Here is a 17,082-nt window from a genome sequence, read left to right on the forward strand (position 1 = left end):
ACGCTGTCGGTCGACGTGCGCAGCGCCGCCGCCAGCCTGTCGGCGCACGCCAGCCGGCTACGCCAGTCGACCGACCGCTTCGTGGAGGAACTGCGCGCCGACGCCGCGGCGTAACGCACATGGCGGGTGGGGCGATCGACCTCGCCCCACCACAACCCCTTCACAATTTGCGCGCGATCACTTCCTTCATGATCTCGTTGGTGCCGCCGTAGATGCGGCTGACCCGTGCCGCACGCCACGACCGCGCGATCGGATATTCGTTCATGTAGCCAGCGCCGCCGTGAAGCTGAAGGCATTTGTCCATCACCTCCCATTCGAGCTCGGTGTGGAACAGCTTGGCGGCGGCACCCTCCTCGTTGGTCAGCTCGCCTGCCAGATGCCGCTTGATGCACCAGTCGAGGTGCGCCCAGCCGACCTGCAGCTTAGCCTTCAGGTCGGCGAGCACGAATTTGGTGTTCTGGAAATCGAACACCGTGCCCTTGAAGGCCTTGCGATCCTTGGTGAAGGCGACGGTTTCGTCGAACGCCTTCTGCGCGGTCGCCTGTACCGACACGGCGATCGACAGGCGCTCCTGCGGCAGCTGGCTCATCAGGTAGATGAAGCCCTTGCCCTCTTCGCCCAGGCAGTTGGTGATCGGCACGCGCACGTCGTCCAAGAAGAGCTCGGACGTGTCAGCGGCGTCCTGCCCGATCTTGTCGAGCTTGCGGCCCTTGCGGAATCCTTCGCGGTCGCTTTCGACCAGAATGATCGACATGCCCTTCCACGCGGGGCTCGCGTCGGGGTCGGTCTTCGCGACGACGAGCGTCAGGTCGGTGTTCTGCCCGTTGGTGATGTACGTCTTCGACCCGTTGATGACGTAGTGGTTGCCGTCCTTCTTCGCCGAAGTGCGGATCGATTGCAGGTCGCTGCCCGTGCCCGGCTCGGTCATCGCGATCGCCGTGACGACCTCGCCCGACACCATCTTGGGCAGCCACTGCGCCTTCTGCTCCTCGCTGCCATAATGCTCAATGTAGCCGGCGACGATGTCGGATTGGAGCGAGAAGCCGGCGGGGACGCCTGCATAGGCCATCTCCTCGTCGACGATCGCGTTGTAGCCGAAGTCGAGCCCCAGACCGCCGTACGCTTCGGGCACGGTCGGGCACAGCATGCCGACCTCGCCCGCCTGACGCCAAAAGGATTTCGGCACCAGCCGGTCCTTGTTCCACTGGTCGGCGAAGGGCTGACCTTCCTTGGCCAGGAAGCTGCGCACCGTCTGGCGGAACGCCTCGTGATCCTCGGTATAGGCCTGCCGGCCAGCAACGGTGTCGAGTGTCATGGGCGCCCTCTCGCGAATGGTTTGCGCGAGTGTCACGGGAGCCGGCAGTTCGGTCAAGTAACTTTTGTTATGGCGATGCGCAGTGCTGTACGAGCGCGGCCGCCCGGTGTGCGTCGAGGCCGCCGTTCCCCTGCGCGCAGACGGCGCCGCGCGCATCGGTGACGACGCTGAACGGAAGCCCGGCGGTCCGCGCGAGCAGCAACGCGCGGACGTGTTCGACGCCTGCGTCGGGACGCCAGACACGCGCGGGATCGATCACGCGCAGCATGCGCGCGGTCGCGGCGCTGTCATCGATCGCGAGCACGCGCAATGTCCGGCCGCCGATCGCCGGCGCTATGGTGTCGAGCCGCGCGAGTTCGCCGCGGCACGGCGCGCACCATGACGCGACAAGGACGATCACCGAACGCGGTGGCAGTTGCGGATCGTCGCGGACGGGGCGAGAAGCTGGCGCCTCGTCGGTCGCGACCGACATGATCCACGTGAGCGCGACGGCGAGCAGAACGCCGCCGCGTCGCCACGCGCCGCTCTGTATCAGTCGTGTTGACATATTGCTCGACACGGCGGCGTTCGCGTGGTCCTTTGGCAATCAAACCGGGGGGATGGATGATGTCGTCGATTGTGCTCGCACTGCTCGCGCTGGGTCAAGCTGCGGGAGGAGCCGCAGCAACAACGGCGCCTGCGGGTGCGCAGGCGTTGCAGCAGCGCTTCGACCAGGCGACACAATTGGCGAGCGAGGACAAGTGCGCGGAGGCCGTGGCGATCTTCGACGCGGTGGCGCCCCGATTGGCGAAGTCGCCGGTCGGCACCGCTGCGCTCAGGGTGCGCAAGGGCAAGTGCCTGATCTATCTCGATCGCGGTGCCGAGGGCGCGCCGATGATCCGCGCTGCGCTGCCGGTGCTTGCCGCGCAGGGTGCATCGTTCAACGACGAGGTGATCGACGCGCATCTGCGGCTGGCACGCGAGGCGCACGCGCGCTTCGACTATGACGCCGCGGCGGCAGATGGGCGTGCGGCGCTCGCACTCGCCACCGGTACCGCACGGTTGCGCCCGCTGATGCTGCTCGCCGACACGTTGATGTTCGACCACGATGGCAAGGCACTAGGCTACGCGCAGGAAGCGCGTGCGATCGCGCTGGCCGACCAGAGCCTGTCGAAGAAGGACGTGGCGAACGTCCAGACGATCTACGCGCGCGTGCTGATGAACGAGGGCCGCGACAAGGAAGCCTATGCGGTGCTGAAGGACAGCCTGGTCAAGCGCGGCGGGCTGACCTCGCGGGTGGGGCTCGATGACGTGGCGACGCGCTCGGACCTCGCGATCGCGGCGCTTCGCAACAAGGACATGGACAATGCGCGGCAATATCTCGCCTATACCGGCGCGGGACGGATGGCGGACGCGCCCTACGCGAAGGCGGTGTCGATGCAGCCGCCGACATGTGCCGACGTGCCCGGCCTGACACCGCAGGATGTCGCGATCGTCGAATATACGCTGGCAAACGATGGGCGCGTCGTTGGTGCGGTGCCGATCTTCACTACGGGCAAGCGCGCGGCCGCGATCGCGTTTGCGCAGGCGGTGGCGGGGTGGTCGTGGCGCAGTGACGACGTGAAAGCGATCAAGCCGTTCTATCGCCTGTCGAGCCGGGTCGAGTTGCGCTGCCTGAAGACGCCGTCGGCTCCCTCGCTCACCACACCACTGGCGGATGCGACCGAAGCGTGGATCACCGCGCAGGGAGGCGCTGTGTCGGCGGCGTGGGCCGACCTGTCCGACGCGGCGGCGCTGCCGCTCCAGCGCGCGGCGATTAACCAGGGCAGCGCCGCCCAGCAGCTCGCCACGCTGTTCGCGCTGTCGCGCAACGCCGTGGTGCCGGCAGACGAGCGCGCGCAATTCGCCGCGCAGGCGCTGACGCGCGCCGGCGCACTCAACGCGCCGACCGCGGTTCGCACCTTTGCCGCGATCAACGCGATCAACGAGGACAACGGCAACGCTTACCGCAGCGCCTTTCGGCGCCTGCTCGCCGATCCCCAGACCGCGGCCGATCCGCTCAGCGCGGCGACGCTGCGCGTGCTGATCGCGGTGCCCAATTATCGCGGTGGACCGGCCGATGACGCACCGCAGCTGCTCGACGCGGTAATTGCGGAGAAGGGGCTGCCCGAGCGGCACCCGTTGAAGGTCGCGGCGATGCTGCAGCAGGCGAACGTGCGCGCGGCGAAGGGCGATCTGGCGGGCGCGAAGCAGGCGTTCGCCGCCACCGGGCTGACCGCCGAGCAATGCTCGCTGCTCGGCATCGCGCCGGCGATGCGCAGCAGTGGCGCGTCGAGCAACGATTTTCCGATGGCTGCGATGCGCTACGGGTTCGAGGGTTGGGTGTCGACCGAGTTCGACATCGGCGCCGACGGCCGCACGCTCGAACCGCGCGCGGTCATCGCTTACCCGCCATTTGTGTTCGACGATGCCGCAACCGGGATTATGCGCGACAGCCGCTGGACCAGCAGCTTCCGCCCCGAAGGCGCGCTGGCGTGTGCGGGCCGGCAGGTACCCGTCGTGTTCCGCTTGCCGTAACGGTTGTTCGCTCGACTTGGGCGCGCGATGGCTCCTATGATCGGCGGCAGAAGGAGAGCATGCGCATGAAACTGGCCAGCCTGAAGCCCAATGCCGAGCGGGGTCGCGACGGGAAGCTCGTCGTCGTGTCGAACGACCTCGCCTGGTACGCCGACGCGCAGCATATCTGCCCGACGTTGCAGGTGGCGCTCGACGACTGGGAGCGTGTCGCGCCGCAGCTGGAACTGCTCGCGACCGATCTGGAGCATCAGACGATCCCGCGTGAGCGCTTTCACGAGCATGACGCCGCCTCGCCGCTGCCGCGCGCGTATCAGTGGGCGGACGGTTCGGCCTACGTCAATCACGTCGCGCTTGTGCGGCAGGCGCGCGGGGCGGAGATGCCCGAGACCTTCTGGCACGATCCGCTGATGTATCAGGGCGGGTCGGACGGTTTTCTCGGCCCGCGCGATCCGATCCCGCTCGCCGACGAGGATTGGGGCTGCGACCTGGAGGCCGAGGTGGTGGTGGTGACGGGCGACGTGGCGCAGGGTGCCAGCCGCGACGAGGCGCTTGCCGCGGTCCGGCTGGTCGGGCTGACCAATGACGTGAGCTTGCGCAACCTGATCCCGGGCGAACTCGCCAAGGGGTTCGGATTCTTCCAGTCGAAGCCCGCCAGCGCCTTCTCGCCGGTGTTCGTGACTCCGCAAGCGCTCGGCGACTGGTGGAAGGACGGCAAGCTTCACCGCCGGCTATGCGTCGACCTGAACGGGCAGCCGTTCGGGCGCGCCGAGGCCGGCGAGGACATGACGTTCGATTTCGGCACGCTCGTCGCGCACGCGGCGAAGACGCGGAAGCTGGGTGCGGGAACGATCGTCGGGTCGGGCACGGTGTCGAACCGCGATCACGACGGTGGGCCGGGCAAGCCGATCGCGCAAGGTGGGGTCGGTTACTCGTGCCTCGCCGAGGTCCGCACCGTTGAGACAATCGCGGACGGCAAGGCGACGACGCCGTTTCTCAAGAAGGGTGACACCGTGCGCATCTGGGCGGAGGATGATCGGCACCATCCGATCTTCGGCGTGATCGAGCAGACGGTGGAGTGAACTGATGCCCTCTCCCCCTGCGGGGAGAGGGTTTTTACGTCATCACTTCCCCGTTTTCGCCCACATATCGATCTTGCGCTCCAGCACCGGCATCGGCAGCGCGCCGGTGTCGAGCACCTGCGCGTGGAAGGCGCGCGGATCGAACTTCGCACCCAGCGTCGCCTTGCTCGATGCCTTCAACCGCGAGATCGTCAGCTGGCCCAGCTTGTACGCCAGCGCCTGTCCGGGAATCGCGATGTAGCGCTCGACCTCGGCGGTCGCGTCGGTGCGCGCCATCGGCGAATTGGCGAGCATGTATTCGATCGACTGGTCGCGCGTCCAACCCTTGGCATGGATGCCGGTGTCGACCACCAGCCGCATCGCGCGCAGCATCTCGTCGTTCAGCCCGCCCATGCGCTGATACGGGTCGGTCTCCATGCCGAGCTCGTTCCACAATGTCTCGGCGTAGAGGCCCCAGCCCTCGGCGTAGGCGGTGTTGCCGCCGAAGCGCATGAACGCGGGGAGTGCGGTGTTCTCCTGTGCGAGGCTGATCTGGAAGTGGTGCCCCGGCACCGCCTCGTGCAGGTACAGCGTCTCCATTTCCCACATGTAGCGCGAGGGAAGGTCGTAGGTGTTGTAATAGAACACGCCCGGCCGCGACCCGTTCGGCGTGCCGCCATTGTACGAGCCGCCGGCGTCGGTCTTCTCGCGAAAGGCGGGGACGGGGCGGATTTCGAGTTTGGTCTTCGGGATGAGCGAGAATTGCTCGCGCACGCGCGCGTCGACGCGGCGGCCGATCGCCTCGTAACCCAGCCGCAACTGCTCGGCCGAGGTCGGCTGGAAGCGCTTGTCGGTGCGCAGATAGGTGAAGAACTCAGGTAGCGTTCCCTTGAAGCCGACCTTCGCCTTCTGCACCTCCATCGCCTTCAGGATGCGTGCGACCTCCGACAGGCCGAGCTGGTGCACCGCCTCGGCCTTCAACGGCAGCGTGGTGTTCGATTCGATCAGGTAATCGTACAGCTTCGCACCGCCGGGCATCGCCGACAGCCCGACGCTGTCGCGCGCGACCGGCAGGTACTCGGTTTCGAGAAAATCGCGCATCCGCTTGTGCGCGGGATTGACGACGTCGCGGATTTGCTGCGCATAGGCGGCGCGCAGGCGGGTCTGGTCGGCGGCGGGGATGCCGGCGGGGAAGGTCTTGACCGGACCGTAGAAGGTCGAGCCTTCGATGCCCTGTTTGAGCAGATTGTCGAACTGCTCGATCATGTTGCGCACGACCAGCTTGGGCTGAACGATGCCCGCCTTCATGCCCTGACGAAAGCGGACGATCGCCTCGTCCATGATACGGGCATATTGCGCGTTGCGTTTCAGGTTGTTGTCATAGTCCGCCACCGTCTTGAACGGCGCCGCGCCGACGCCTGAGGCAAAGTCGGGGTAGAAGGCCTGGAGGCCGTAGAAGTGGTCGAGCGGGCGCACGATCGTCAGCGCGACGATGTCGGGCTGCAATCCGCGAAGCGCGATCTCGGTCTGGTACTTGAAGACGTCGTAGGCGATCTGGTCGACGTGGGTCAGCTTGGCGCGGTCGATCTGCTTCAAGGCGGCGAGGTCGCGCTCGTTCGCGGCGCGCTCGGCGGCGATCGACGCGTCGGACAGCGGATCGCCGAGCCGGTCGGCGTAGCGCAGGTCGCCGCGCGAGATCGCGTTGATCGGATTCCGCTTCAGGCTGGCCTCGTCGCTGTCGTAGAACAGCCGCTTGAGCCGCGTGTCCTCCGCGCTGTCGCCGGCAACGGGGGTGGGGGGCGGCAGCGCCTGTGAGAAGGCAGCGCCCGAGCAGGCGAGCAGCAGGGCGGCGGTAACGGCGAAGCGCATGATAGCTGGTAACCTCTGAGACGATCGACCCGCTGTCTATGGCGCACCCGTAGCGGCGACAAGCGGTTGTCGCGGAGCGGCGTGATGTGGTGAGAAGCGGGCATGATCTCGCTTTACCCAATCCGCACTGGACATTTGCGCGCGGCCGCGTCGGCGCTGCTGCTCGCGATCGGCGGCTGCGCGACGATGCCGGCGACCTCTCCGATCGCGACCGCCGACCTCGCGCCCGTGCAGACGCCTGCCGACCTGTACGGCGACCTGTTCGCGGCGGTGCAGACGCAGCGCATCTTCCCCGACGGCAAGACCTTCGTCGACGCGGTGGCGAAGCGCCCCGCGGCCGTCATCATGCGCGACTGGCGCGCGGCCGGCGCGATGGATGATGCTGCCTTGCGCGCGTTCGTGCTCGCGAACTTCCATGTGCCGGAAACCGGCAGTGCGCCCGCGCCTGCGAATGGTGGCAAGAGTGCCCGGATGGCGGAGCATATCCGCCGCCTGTGGCCCGTGCTCACCCGTCCGCCGCTCGAAGCGCCCGCGGGATCGTCGGCGCTCGCGCTGCCGCAGGCATACGTCGTGCCGGGCGGGCGCTTTCGCGAGATGTATTATTGGGACAGCTATTTCACGATGCTGGGCCTGAAGGCGGACGGCGAGGATGCGCTGGTCGACAGCATGATCGACGATTTCGTCTCGCTGGTGGAGCGCTACGGTCATGTCCCGAACGGAACGCGGACCTACTATCTCAGCCGATCGCAGCCGCCGTTCCTGTACGCGATGATGGCACTTTCGCCGGCGAGCGACGCCGGCGTGAAGGCGCGGCGGCTGGCGGCACTCAGGCGCGAGTGGGTGTATTGGACCAGTCCCGAGCGCACCGCGGTGATGCCCGATGGCTCCCGGCTCCAGCATTACTGGGATGCGCGCGCGACACCGCGCGACGAATCGTACCGCGAGGATGTCGAGACGGCGCGGGCCAGCGGGCGACCGGTGGCGGAGGTTTACCGTGACCTGCGCGCGGGCGCGGAGAGCGGGTGGGATTACTCCTCGCGCTGGCTTGCCGATGGGCGGACGCTCGCCACCATCGACACGACGCAGATCGTGCCGGTCGATCTCAACAGCCTGTTGTTCGGGCTGGAGCAGGCGATCGCACGTGGCTGCGCGGACGCGGGCGACCGCGGTTGCGCGCGCGACTTCACCGCGCGTGCAGCGACGCGGCAGGCGGCGATCGAGCGCTGGCTGTGGGACGAGGCGGGCGGTCGCTACGGCGATTATGATGTGCGGCAGAAGCGCCTGCGCTCCGGCGTGACCGCGGCGACGCTCTACCCGCTGTTCACCGGACTTGCCTTACCGCCGCACGGCGCACGCGTGGCGGCAGCCACCGAGCGGTTGTTGCTCGCGCCCAATGGGCTGCGCACGACGACCGTCGATACCGGGCAGCAGTGGGACAAGCCCAATGGCTGGGCGCCGTTGCAGTGGATCGCGGTCGAGGGGCTGGCGCGCTACGGCCGCGACGATCTGGCGCGCGCGATCGCGCGGCGCTTCGTCGCGACCGCGGAGCGCGAATATCGCGCCTCTGGCAAGCTCTTGGAGAAATACGATGTCGAGGAAAGCCGCGCGGGAGGCGGCGGCGAGTATCCGACACAGGACGGCTTCGGCTGGACCAACGGTGTCGTCCGCGCGCTGCAGGAGCGGTACCCGGCGCGGTGAGCTACGTGCCGATCAGCTGCGCGCGGTGGCGGGTGACGAGTTCGACCAGCCAGGCGCGAAAAGCGCGGACGCGGCGCAGCTGGCGCGTGTCGCGGTGCGTGACGAGCCAGAAGGCGCGCGCGATCTCGACCTCGGGCATGACGCGGACGAGGTCTGGATTACCGCCGGCGATGAAATGCGGCAGCACGCCGACGCCGGCGCCGCTCGCGATCAATCGTGCCTGTGCGTTGATGCTTGAACTGCGCAAGCCTGGCGACAGCCCGGGGTCGATCTCGCGAAGGTAGCGCAGCTCGGGCGAGTAGAGCAGGTCGGGGATGTAGCCGACGAGGCGGTGGTCGGCGGCGATCGTCTCGCGGGTCGGGGCGCCGTGGCGGTCGAGATAACCGCGGCTCGCGTAGAGCCGGAGCGTATAGTCGGCGAGCTTGCTCGCGACCACCGGCCCGGCGCTCGGTCGTTCGAGCAGCACCGCGGCATCGGCCTCGCGCTTCGACGGCGACAGGAACCCCGAACTCGCCACCAGGTCGATCGTCAGCGCCGGATGGCGGCGCGCGAAGTCGTGCAGATGCTCGGCGATCAGCCAGGTGCCGAACCCTTCGGACACGCTGACTCGCAGCAGCCCCGACAGGGTGTCGCGGTCGCCGTCGCCGGTCTCGCCGATGCGTTCGGAGGCGCGCTGCATCGCCTCGACCTGCGCGAGTAGGCGCTCGCCCGCCTCGGTCAGCACCTGACCCTCGCGCGTCTGCTCGAACAAGGTCGCACCCAGCCGCGCTTCGAGCCGGCGGAGCCGCCGCCCGATCGTGGTCGCGTCGACCCCCACCTGCGCCGCGGCGCGCGCGATCTGTCCTGCGCGCGCGATGGCGAGAAAGTCCTGCAGGTCGCCCCAGGGTATCGGCTGCATCATTGCAGGCGAACGTTGCAGATTTGCCGGTTGCCTGCAACGCGCACGAGGCGCAGACGGTCACTCAAGAAATCAGGAGAGCGGCAATGCGGTTCATCGATCATCACATCGTCGGCCATTCGGGCGGCGCGGGTGCGGGGCGCACGGGTGACGTGTACGACCCCAACACCGGCAAGGTGCAGGCGAGCGTCACGCTTGGCACTCAAGCCGACTTGGATCGCGCGATCGCCGCCGCGCAAGCCGCACAGCCGGCCTGGGCCGCGACCAACCCGCAGCGTCGCGCGCGCGTCATGTTCCGGTTCAAGGAACTGGTCGAGGCGAACATGGACGAGCTGGCGCACACGCTCTCGTCCGAGCATGGCAAGGTCATCGCCGACGCCAAGGGCGACATTCAGCGCGGGCTGGAGGTGATCGAATTCTGCTGCGGCATCCCGCACGTGCTCAAGGGCGAGTATACGCAGGGTGCCGGGCCGGGCATCGACGTCTACTCGATGCGCCAGCCACTCGGCATCGGCGCGGGCATCACGCCGTTCAACTTTCCGGCGATGATCCCGCTGTGGATGTCGGGCGTCGCGATCGCGACCGGCAATGCGTTCATCCTCAAGCCCAGCGAGCGCGATCCGAGCGTGCCGGTGCGCCTGGCCGAACTGTTCCGTGAGGCGGGGCTGCCCGAGGGCATCCTGCAGGTCGTCCACGGCGACAAGGAGATGGTCGACGCGATCCTCGATCACCCAGCGATCAGCGCAGTCAGCTTCGTCGGATCGTCCGACATCGCGCATTACGTCTATCGCCGCGGCGTCGAGGCGGGGAAGCGCGTCCAGGCGATGGGCGGTGCGAAGAACCACGGCATCGTCATGCCCGACGCCGACCTCGATCAGGTGGTCGCCGACCTGTCGGGTGCGGCGTTCGGCTCGGCAGGCGAGCGTTGCATGGCACTGCCGGTGGTGGTGCCGGTCGGTGATCAGACCGCCGATCGCCTGCGCGAGAAGCTGATCCCCGCGATCGAGGCGCTGCGCGTCGGCCTGTCGACCGACGCGGAGGCGCATTACGGGCCCGTGGTGAACGCCGCGCACAAGCAGCGGGTGGAGAACTGGATTCAGACTGGCGTCGACGAGGGCGCGGAGCTGGTCGTCGACGGTCGCGGCTTCACGTTGCAGGGACATGAGGACGGCTTCTTCGTCGGCCCGACGTTGTTCGACCGCGTGACGACCGACATGAGCGCGTACAAGGAGGAGATCTTCGGCCCCGTGCTCCAGATCGTGCGCGCCAAGACGTTCGAGGACGCGGTGCGGCTGCCGAGCGAACATCAGTACGGCAACGGCGTCGCGATCTTCACGCGCAACGGCCATGCCGCGCGCGAGTTCGCCGCGCGGGTGAATGTCGGCATGGTCGGCATCAACGTGCCGATCCCGGTCCCGGTCGCCTACCACACGTTCGGCGGGTGGAAGCGCTCCGCGTTCGGCGACACCAACCAGCACGGCATGGAGGGCGTCAAGTTCTGGACCAAGGTCAAGACGGTGACGCAGCGCTGGCCCGACGGGTTCGGCATGTCGGGCGGTGACCTGCCGCGCGGGAGTGAGGACGGCGGACCCAGCCGCATCCAGGACGCGTTCGTCATCCCGACGATGGGATGAAGGATGAGGCGCGTGATGCGGCGATCGGGTTTGGGGATGATGGGGGCGGCGCTGCTGGCGGCCTGCTCGCCATCGTCCGATGCGGATTACAACACCGTCCACGTCGACCCCGCCCAGGCTCGCGCGCAGGAACAGATCGATCGCGCCGCCGCCGCGCAGGGACCTCGGGCCGCGGCGCGAAGCGGTCTGCCGGTGGCGACCGTGACGCCGACGTCGGCGGGCGCGCGCAAGCTCCCCGTCGCCTTTCAGGGTTATTGGGGCAGGACGCCGGGCGACTGCGCGCTCGCCAATGTCGACGCGCGGGGACGGCTGGCGATCGAGGCCGATCAGTTGCGCTTCTTTCGCCAGCGCGCGCGTGTCGATGCACTCAGCGAGCCGTCCGCCAACGAAGTGGTCGCCGCCTTGTCGTTCAAGCAGGACGGTGCGCGGTGGACGCATTCGACACGCCTGACGCTTGAACAGGGCGGCACACGCCTGCTGCTGGTCGAGCAGGGTGATGCAGGGCGGCCGGGGCAGACGGCAAGGTACCAGCGGTGCTAAACGGCGCCAACTCAAACATGATTGAACGATGATGAGCGACACTAACCAGTTCGATTTGACCGAAGACCAGCGCGAGATCCAGGAACTCGCACGCCGCTTCACTGCCGATCGTATCACGCCGTTCGCGGGCGAGTGGGACGAGACATCGCATTATCCGGTCGATGTGTGGAAGGCGGCGGGCGAGCTCGGCTTCGGTGCGATCTACGTCAGCGAAGCGTCGGGCGGCATCGCGCTTGGCCGGCTCGAGGCGGCGCTGGTGATGGAGGCGATGGCCTACGGCTGCCCCGCCACGTCGGCGTTCATCTCGATCCACAACATGGCGGCGTGGATGATCGACCGCTTCGGTTCCGACGACCTGAAGGCACGCTACCTGCCCGAGCTCGTCACGATGGAGAAGATCGCCAGCTACTGCTTGACCGAGCCGGGTTCGGGCTCGGACGCGGCGGCGCTGAAGGCGACCGCGCGACGCGACGGCGACCATTATGTGCTGAACGGCACCAAGCAGTTCATTTCTGGCGCCGGCTACAACGATGTCTACGTTTGCATGGTGCGCACCGGCGAGGAGAAATCGCGCGGGATCAGCGCGATCGTGGTGGAGAAGGGCACGCCCGGCCTATCGTTCGGCGCACCCGAGAAGAAGCTCGGCTGGAACGCATCACCTACCGCGCAGGTGATCTTCGAGGATTGCCGCGTGCCCGCCGCCAATCTGGTCGGCGGCGAGGGCGAGGGGTTCAAGATCGCGATGGCGGGGCTGGACGGTGGTCGGCTCAACATCGGCGCGTGTTCGCTGGGCGGGGCGCAGCGCTGCCTCGACGAATCGATCCGCTACACCAAGGAGCGGCAGCAGTTCGGGCAGCCGGTGGCCGATTTCCAGAACACGCAGTTCACGCTGGCCGACATGGCGACCGATCTGGAGGCGTCGCGCGCGCTGCTGTACCTCGCCGCTGCCAAGGTGACCTCGAACGCGCCCGACAAGTCGCGCTTCTCCGCGATGGCGAAGCGGCTGGCGACCGACAACGGTTCGTCCATCGTCGACCGCGCGCTGCAATTGCACGGCGGCTACGGTTACCTGCGCGATTACCCGATCGAGCGCTTCTGGCGCGACCTGCGCGTCCATTCGATCCTCGAGGGCACCAATCAGGTCATGCGGATGATCGTCGGCCGCGATCTGGTGCGCCAGTGATGGGTCTCGTCACCGACGACCTGATCGTCGAGACCGCGGGTGCGGTCGGGCGCATCCGGCTGAACCGGCCAAAGGCGATCCACGCGCTCAACACCGCGATGTGCGACGGCGTGCTCGCCGCGCTGGAAGATTGGCGGGCGGACGCGGACGTGCGCGTCGTGACGATCGACCACGCCGAGGGCAGGGGGTTCTGCGCGGGCGGCGACATCCGCATGTTGGCCGAGAGCGGCGCGAAGGACGGTGCCGAGGCGCGGCGGTTCTTCTTCACCGAATATCGCATGAACCACCGGCTGTTCACCTATGCCAAGGACACGGTCGCGTTCATGGACGGGATCACGATGGGCGGCGGCGTCGGCATCTCGCAGCCGTGCCGGTACCGGGTCGCGACCGAGAACACGCGGCTGGCGATGCCCGAGACGGGGATCGGGCTGTTCCCCGACGTGGGCGGCGGCTGGTACCTGTCGCGACTGCCGGGGCGGATCGGGCAGTATCTGGCGTTGACCGGGCACCGGCTCGACGGCGCGGAGTGTTACGCGCTCGGTCTGGCGACGCATTACCTGCCGGCGAGCGCATTGGACGAGGCGAAGGCGCGGATCGCGCAAGGCCCGCAGGCGGTGCTCGACGAGCTTGCGATCGACGCGGCTGAGGCGCGCATTCTCGCACAGCGCGAGGCGACCGACCGGCTGTTCGCGTCCGACCGGCTTGAGGAGGTGTTCGCCGCACTGGAGGCGGACGCGTCCGACTTCGCGCAAGCGACGCTCGCGACGCTCCGCACCAAGTCGCCGCAGACGATGAAGGTGTCCTTGAAGCTGCTCAAGGACGGCGCCGGCATGGCGACCTTCGCCGACGAGATGCGGCAGGAATATGCGGTCGGCAGTCGCGTGGTGCAGCGGCACGACTTTCTGGAGGGCGTGCGCGCGGTGATCGTCGACAAGGACAATGCGCCCAAGTGGGATCCCGCGACCCCTGAAGGCGTCAGCGACCACGTGATCGATCAGATTTTCGCGCCCTTGCCTGATGCCGAGGCGTGGACGCCGCATGACTGATCCGAAGGAGCTACAAATGGCCGAGTACGAAACCATTCTGGTCGAGCAGCGCGGGCGCGTGACATTGGTCACGCTCAACCGTCCGCAGGCGCTGAACGCGCTCAACAGCCAGGTGCTCATCGACCTGCTCGCCGCCTTTGCCGCGTTCGATGCCGACGCTTCGCAGGGCTGCGCGGTGCTGACCGGCAGCGAGAAGGCGTTCGCCGCCGGCGCCGACATCAAGGAGATGCAGGCGCAGGGCTTCGCCGACATGTACGGTGGCAATTTCTTCGGCGGGTACGAGCGGCTGACGCAGACGCGTAAGCCGATCATCGCCGCGGTTGCGGGCTATGCACTGGGCGGCGGGTGCGAGCTGGCGATGATGTGCGACTTCATCCTGGCGGCGGACACGGCCAAGTTCGGCCAACCCGAGATCAAGCTGGCGGTCTCGCCCGGCATGGGCGGATCGCAGCGCCTGACCCGCGCGGTCGGCAAGGCGAAGGCCATGGAAATGTGCCTGACCGGGCGCATGATGGACGCGGCCGAGGCGGAGCGTGCGGGCCTCGCCAGCCGCGTCGTCCCCGCCGCCGATCTGGTCGAGGAGGCGGTGAAGACCGCAGGCGTCATCGCGGGCATGGCGCCGCTCGCCACCATCGCCAACAAGGAAATGGTCAACGCGGCGTTCGAGACCGGCCTCGCACAGGGTGTCCAGTTCGAGCGTCGGCTGTTCCACGGCCTGTTCGGCACCGCCGACCAGAAGGAAGGCATGAGCGCCTTCGTCGAGAAGCGCGCAGGAAACTGGTCCGGCAAGTGACGCGGGATCGGTTGCCGGAGTGAGGTCCGCGGCCGGCTTCGGCATTGGAAGCGGGCTGCGGCGAATGAATCTGGAGAGGACGGGATAATGGCACACGTCGGTTTCATCGGGCTGGGCAACATGGGTGGCGGGATGGCCGCGAACCTGGCGAAGGCCGGGCACGATGTGCGCGCGTTTGACCTGTCGGCCGAGGCGCTCGACAAGGCGAAGGCGGCGGGGTGCCTGCCGGTCGCGTCCGCGCGCGAGGCGGCGGAAGGTGCGGAGGCGATCATCACGATGCTGCCCGCGGGCACTCACGTCGAGCAGGTGTACCGCGAGAGCGTGTTCGACGCGGCACCCCCGTCGGCGGTGCTGATCGATTCATCGACGATCGACGTTGCGACCGCGCGGCGGGTGGCGGAGGCGGCGACGGCACGCGGGTTGCTCGCGGTCGATGCGCCGGTGTCGGGTGGGATCGCAGCGGCGAACGCGGGCACGCTGACCTTCATGGTGGGCGGTAGCAACGAAGCCGTTGCGGAAGCGAAGCCGTTCCTTGACGCGATGGCGAAGTCGGTGTTCCACGTCGGCGCGAGCGGCGCGGGGCAGGCGGTGAAGATGTGCAACAACCTCGTCCTCGCTTCCACCATGATCGCGACGTGCGAGGCGTTCGCGCTGGCCGAGAAGCTCGGGCTCGACCCGCAGGCGTTCTACGATGTCGGCAGCGTGTCGACCGCGCAGAGCTGGTCGATGACCTCCTATTGTCCGGTGCCGGGTGTCGGTCCCGAGAGCCCGGCCGACCGCGGCTACCAGGGCGGGTTCGCGACCGCGCTGATGCTCAAGGATCTGCGGCTCGCGATGGCGGCGGCGGCGGACGCGGGCGCCGACGTGCCGATGGGGACGCGCGCGAAGGAGCTGTACGAGGCGTTCGCGCAAGCCGGCGAAGGCGCGACCGATTTCTCCGGTATCATCAAGACATTCGGGGCGGATGCGACCGCTGATTGAGGCACGCCCGGATCGGGCGTAATCCTCGTTGCGTGGCGCGTGAAACGCGCTATCCTCGTGTGCGGAGAGGATGCCACAACGGCACCGACAGTAAGGGCGAGTACAGGGGATGCCCATCCATCGGGGGGCGGCGGGTGAACCGTCGCGCGAACGATCGCCGTCGCCCGCGCCGGGCGCACGGGCGGCACGGCGGCGCAATTCGGCCGATCAGCTGCTCGACGCTGCCAGCGCGCTGATGATCGAGCGCAATTCGGTCCACATCACCTTTGCCGACATCGCCGAGCGGTCGGGCCTCAACTCCGCGCTGATCCACTATCGCTTCGGGGGCAAGCCGGGGCTGTTCCGCGCATTGCTGGAGCGCGACGCGGGCGGCGTGTTCCCGCACCTCGACGCGCTGATCGCGTCCGATCGCAGCGCGGCGGATAAGCTGCGGCTGCACGTTCACGGCGTGATCCGCGTCTACTGGCGCTATCCCTATATCAGTCGGCTGGTCGCGGCGATGACCGCGGACAGCGATTCGGAGAGCGCGCGCTTTCTGGCCGAGCGGTTCACGACGCCGATCGCCGCCGCACACGCCGCGATCCTGGCGCAAGGCCTAGCGGAGGGCGCGTTCCGTCGCGTTGACCCGATGCTGTTCTACTTCACGCTGTTCGGTGCGTGCGAGCATCTGTTCAGCGCGCGCCACTCGCTCTGCTGGTCGTTCGGCGTGGGCGAGATCGACGAGCAGCTGAGCCGCCGCTACGCCGATCAGGTCGCCGACACGCTGCTGGGCGGCGTGCTGCTGCGCGCGTGCGGCAGCGCGTGACGCGTCAGCGAGTAACGTGTCATAGGGCCCATTCCGCGCTCAGCCAGACCTTGCGCGTGTCGGTGCCGAAGCGGTCGGCGAAATAATCGGCGTAGCGCGCCGACCACGTTATCCCGCCGACACTCGCGCTGGCGAGCAGGTTGATCTCGTCACCGTAGCGGCGCACCGCGCGATCGCTGTCGTAATGGTGCGCGAAGGCGGACAGTTCGAGGTTGCGCACGCGGCCGAGCGTTGGCCAGCGCGCGCCAAGCCCGGCGTAGAGGTCGCGCACGCCGTCCGCGGGCGTCGTCGTGAACTTGTCGGCCCAGCCCTGGAACCCGAACACCGATCCGTAGGGCGTCTGCACGCTGGTCAGCGCGCGCCCGTCGTCTGCGCCGAGCACCTCGTAGCCGAGTGTCGCGACCACTGCCTTGCGCGACAGCTTCGCCTCGGCGAGCCAGTAATCGGCGGCATAACGGTTCGGGTTGCGCGCATAGTCGTTCTGCCGCGCGTAACTCGCCACGTAGTCGAGCGCGTAACCGCCGCCAAGCGCGCGCTTGCCTGCCAGCCGCACGCCGTAGGTCTGGCTTGACAGGCGATAGCCCTGATAGGCGGCCTCGTCGGCGTCGATCAGATAGGCGAACCCGGTCAGCGTGCCGATCGGCGAGGAATAGCCGAGCAGCGCGAAGACGCTGTTGCCGCCGATCGAGCGCGGTCGCGCGCCGCG

General features: G+C 68.0%; 14 protein-coding genes and 1 pseudogene. 10 read left to right on the forward strand and 5 right to left on the reverse strand.

The features are described from left to right. Positions 1–160: 160 nt before the first annotated feature. Positions 161–1,315: an acyl-CoA dehydrogenase family protein gene (locus tag QZ847_RS11225; protein ID WP_294356543.1), complete on the reverse strand. Its 1,155-nt coding sequence runs from the start codon at positions 1,313–1,315 to the stop codon at positions 161–163. A gap of 67 nt (positions 1,316–1,382) precedes the next feature. Next, complete coding sequence (locus QZ847_RS11230; protein ID WP_294356545.1) at positions 1,383–1,862, reverse strand: hypothetical protein; 480 nt, start codon at positions 1,860–1,862, stop codon at positions 1,383–1,385. A 56-nt stretch (positions 1,863–1,918) separates the two neighbouring features. On the opposite strand from QZ847_RS11230, the gene QZ847_RS11235 reads away from it, so the two are divergent. Both QZ847_RS11235 and QZ847_RS11240 read left to right on the forward strand, forming a co-directional pair. Further along, on the forward strand, positions 1,919–3,871 hold the full coding sequence (locus QZ847_RS11235) for an energy transducer TonB (RefSeq protein WP_294356547.1): 1,953 nt from the start codon (positions 1,919–1,921) through the stop codon (positions 3,869–3,871). Between the two features lie 65 nt (positions 3,872–3,936). Then, positions 3,937–4,950 (forward strand): fumarylacetoacetate hydrolase family protein, encoded by a 1,014-nt coding sequence (locus QZ847_RS11240; protein ID WP_294356549.1) that lies wholly within the window; start codon positions 3,937–3,939, stop codon positions 4,948–4,950. A 42-nt stretch (positions 4,951–4,992) separates the two neighbouring features. Here the strand turns inward: QZ847_RS11240 and QZ847_RS11245 are convergent, their stop codons facing one another. Next, on the reverse strand, positions 4,993–6,798 hold the full coding sequence (locus QZ847_RS11245) for a DUF885 family protein (protein ID WP_294356550.1): 1,806 nt from the start codon (positions 6,796–6,798) through the stop codon (positions 4,993–4,995). Between the two features lie 102 nt (positions 6,799–6,900). Between QZ847_RS11245 and treF the strand changes: the two genes are divergently transcribed. Continuing rightward, positions 6,901–8,496 (forward strand): alpha,alpha-trehalase TreF, encoded by a 1,596-nt coding sequence (treF, locus tag QZ847_RS11250; protein WP_294356553.1) that lies wholly within the window; start codon positions 6,901–6,903, stop codon positions 8,494–8,496. Position 8,497: 1 nt separating this feature from the next. Here the strand turns inward: treF and QZ847_RS11255 are convergent, their stop codons facing one another. After that, positions 8,498–9,397, reverse strand: a complete 900-nt coding sequence (locus QZ847_RS11255) for a LysR family transcriptional regulator (RefSeq protein WP_294356555.1) — start codon at positions 9,395–9,397, stop codon at positions 8,498–8,500. A gap of 83 nt (positions 9,398–9,480) precedes the next feature. Between QZ847_RS11255 and QZ847_RS11260 the strand changes: the two genes are divergently transcribed. The 7 genes from QZ847_RS11260 to QZ847_RS11290 all read left to right on the forward strand — a co-directional run bounded on the left by QZ847_RS11260 (position 9,481) and on the right by QZ847_RS11290 (position 16,376). After that, positions 9,481–11,028 (forward strand): CoA-acylating methylmalonate-semialdehyde dehydrogenase, encoded by a 1,548-nt coding sequence (locus QZ847_RS11260; RefSeq protein WP_294356557.1) that lies wholly within the window; start codon positions 9,481–9,483, stop codon positions 11,026–11,028. A gap of 15 nt (positions 11,029–11,043) precedes the next feature. Continuing rightward, positions 11,044–11,568, forward strand: a complete 525-nt coding sequence (locus QZ847_RS11265) for a hypothetical protein (protein ID WP_294356558.1) — start codon at positions 11,044–11,046, stop codon at positions 11,566–11,568. 28 nt (positions 11,569–11,596) lie between these two features. Next, positions 11,597–12,751 (forward strand): acyl-CoA dehydrogenase family protein, encoded by a 1,155-nt coding sequence (locus QZ847_RS11270; RefSeq protein ID WP_294356560.1) that lies wholly within the window; start codon positions 11,597–11,599, stop codon positions 12,749–12,751. Further along, on the forward strand, positions 12,751–13,797 hold the full coding sequence (locus tag QZ847_RS11275) for an enoyl-CoA hydratase/isomerase family protein (protein ID WP_294356562.1): 1,047 nt from the start codon (positions 12,751–12,753) through the stop codon (positions 13,795–13,797). Before QZ847_RS11270 ends, QZ847_RS11275 begins: the two co-directional genes overlap by 1 nt. Positions 13,798–13,813: 16 nt before the next feature. Further along, a complete protein-coding gene (locus tag QZ847_RS11280) occupies positions 13,814–14,590 on the forward strand; it encodes an enoyl-CoA hydratase (protein WP_294356564.1) in 777 nt (258 codons plus the stop codon). A 6-nt stretch (positions 14,591–14,596) separates the two neighbouring features. Continuing rightward, complete coding sequence (gene mmsB / locus QZ847_RS11285; RefSeq protein ID WP_294356568.1) at positions 14,597–15,571, forward strand: 3-hydroxyisobutyrate dehydrogenase; 975 nt, start codon at positions 14,597–14,599, stop codon at positions 15,569–15,571. Between the two features lie 109 nt (positions 15,572–15,680). Further along, a complete protein-coding gene (locus QZ847_RS11290; protein ID WP_294356566.1) occupies positions 15,681–16,376 on the forward strand; it encodes a TetR family transcriptional regulator in 696 nt (231 codons plus the stop codon). Between the two features lie 19 nt (positions 16,377–16,395). Here QZ847_RS11290 and QZ847_RS11295 read toward each other — a convergent pair. Continuing rightward, positions 16,396–17,082: pseudogene (locus QZ847_RS11295) on the reverse strand (hypothetical protein); the annotation flags it as partial.

The sequence above is a fragment of the uncultured Sphingomonas sp. genome (genome assembly GCF_913778135.1).
GTDB lineage: Bacteria > Pseudomonadota > Alphaproteobacteria > Sphingomonadales > Sphingomonadaceae > Sphingomonas.

Excerpts from the sequence above, each read along its gene's own strand:
- treF (WP_294356553.1), top strand. The coding sequence starts at position 6,901 with ATGATCTCGCTTTACCCAATCCGCACTGGACATTTGCGCGCGGCCGCG.
- QZ847_RS11260 (WP_294356557.1), top strand. The coding sequence starts at position 9,481 with ATGCGGTTCATCGATCATCACATCGTCGGCCATTCGGGCGGCGCGGGT.
- QZ847_RS11270 (WP_294356560.1), top strand. The coding sequence starts at position 11,597 with ATGATGAGCGACACTAACCAGTTCGATTTGACCGAAGACCAGCGCGAG.
- QZ847_RS11265 (WP_294356558.1), top strand. The coding sequence starts at position 11,044 with ATGCGGCGATCGGGTTTGGGGATGATGGGGGCGGCGCTGCTGGCGGCC.
- QZ847_RS11245 (WP_294356550.1), bottom strand. The coding sequence starts at position 6,798 with ATGCGCTTCGCCGTTACCGCCGCCCTGCTGCTCGCCTGCTCGGGCGCT.
- QZ847_RS11255 (WP_294356555.1), bottom strand. The coding sequence starts at position 9,397 with ATGATGCAGCCGATACCCTGGGGCGACCTGCAGGACTTTCTCGCCATC.
- QZ847_RS11290 (WP_294356566.1), top strand. The coding sequence starts at position 15,681 with ATGCCCATCCATCGGGGGGCGGCGGGTGAACCGTCGCGCGAACGATCG.
- QZ847_RS11240 (WP_294356549.1), top strand. The coding sequence starts at position 3,937 with ATGAAACTGGCCAGCCTGAAGCCCAATGCCGAGCGGGGTCGCGACGGG.
- QZ847_RS11280 (WP_294356564.1), top strand. The coding sequence starts at position 13,814 with ATGGCCGAGTACGAAACCATTCTGGTCGAGCAGCGCGGGCGCGTGACA.
- QZ847_RS11235 (WP_294356547.1), top strand. The coding sequence starts at position 1,919 with ATGATGTCGTCGATTGTGCTCGCACTGCTCGCGCTGGGTCAAGCTGCG.
- QZ847_RS11230 (WP_294356545.1), bottom strand. The coding sequence starts at position 1,862 with ATGTCAACACGACTGATACAGAGCGGCGCGTGGCGACGCGGCGGCGTT.
- QZ847_RS11225 (WP_294356543.1), bottom strand. The coding sequence starts at position 1,315 with ATGACACTCGACACCGTTGCTGGCCGGCAGGCCTATACCGAGGATCAC.
- QZ847_RS11275 (WP_294356562.1), top strand. The coding sequence starts at position 12,751 with ATGGGTCTCGTCACCGACGACCTGATCGTCGAGACCGCGGGTGCGGTC.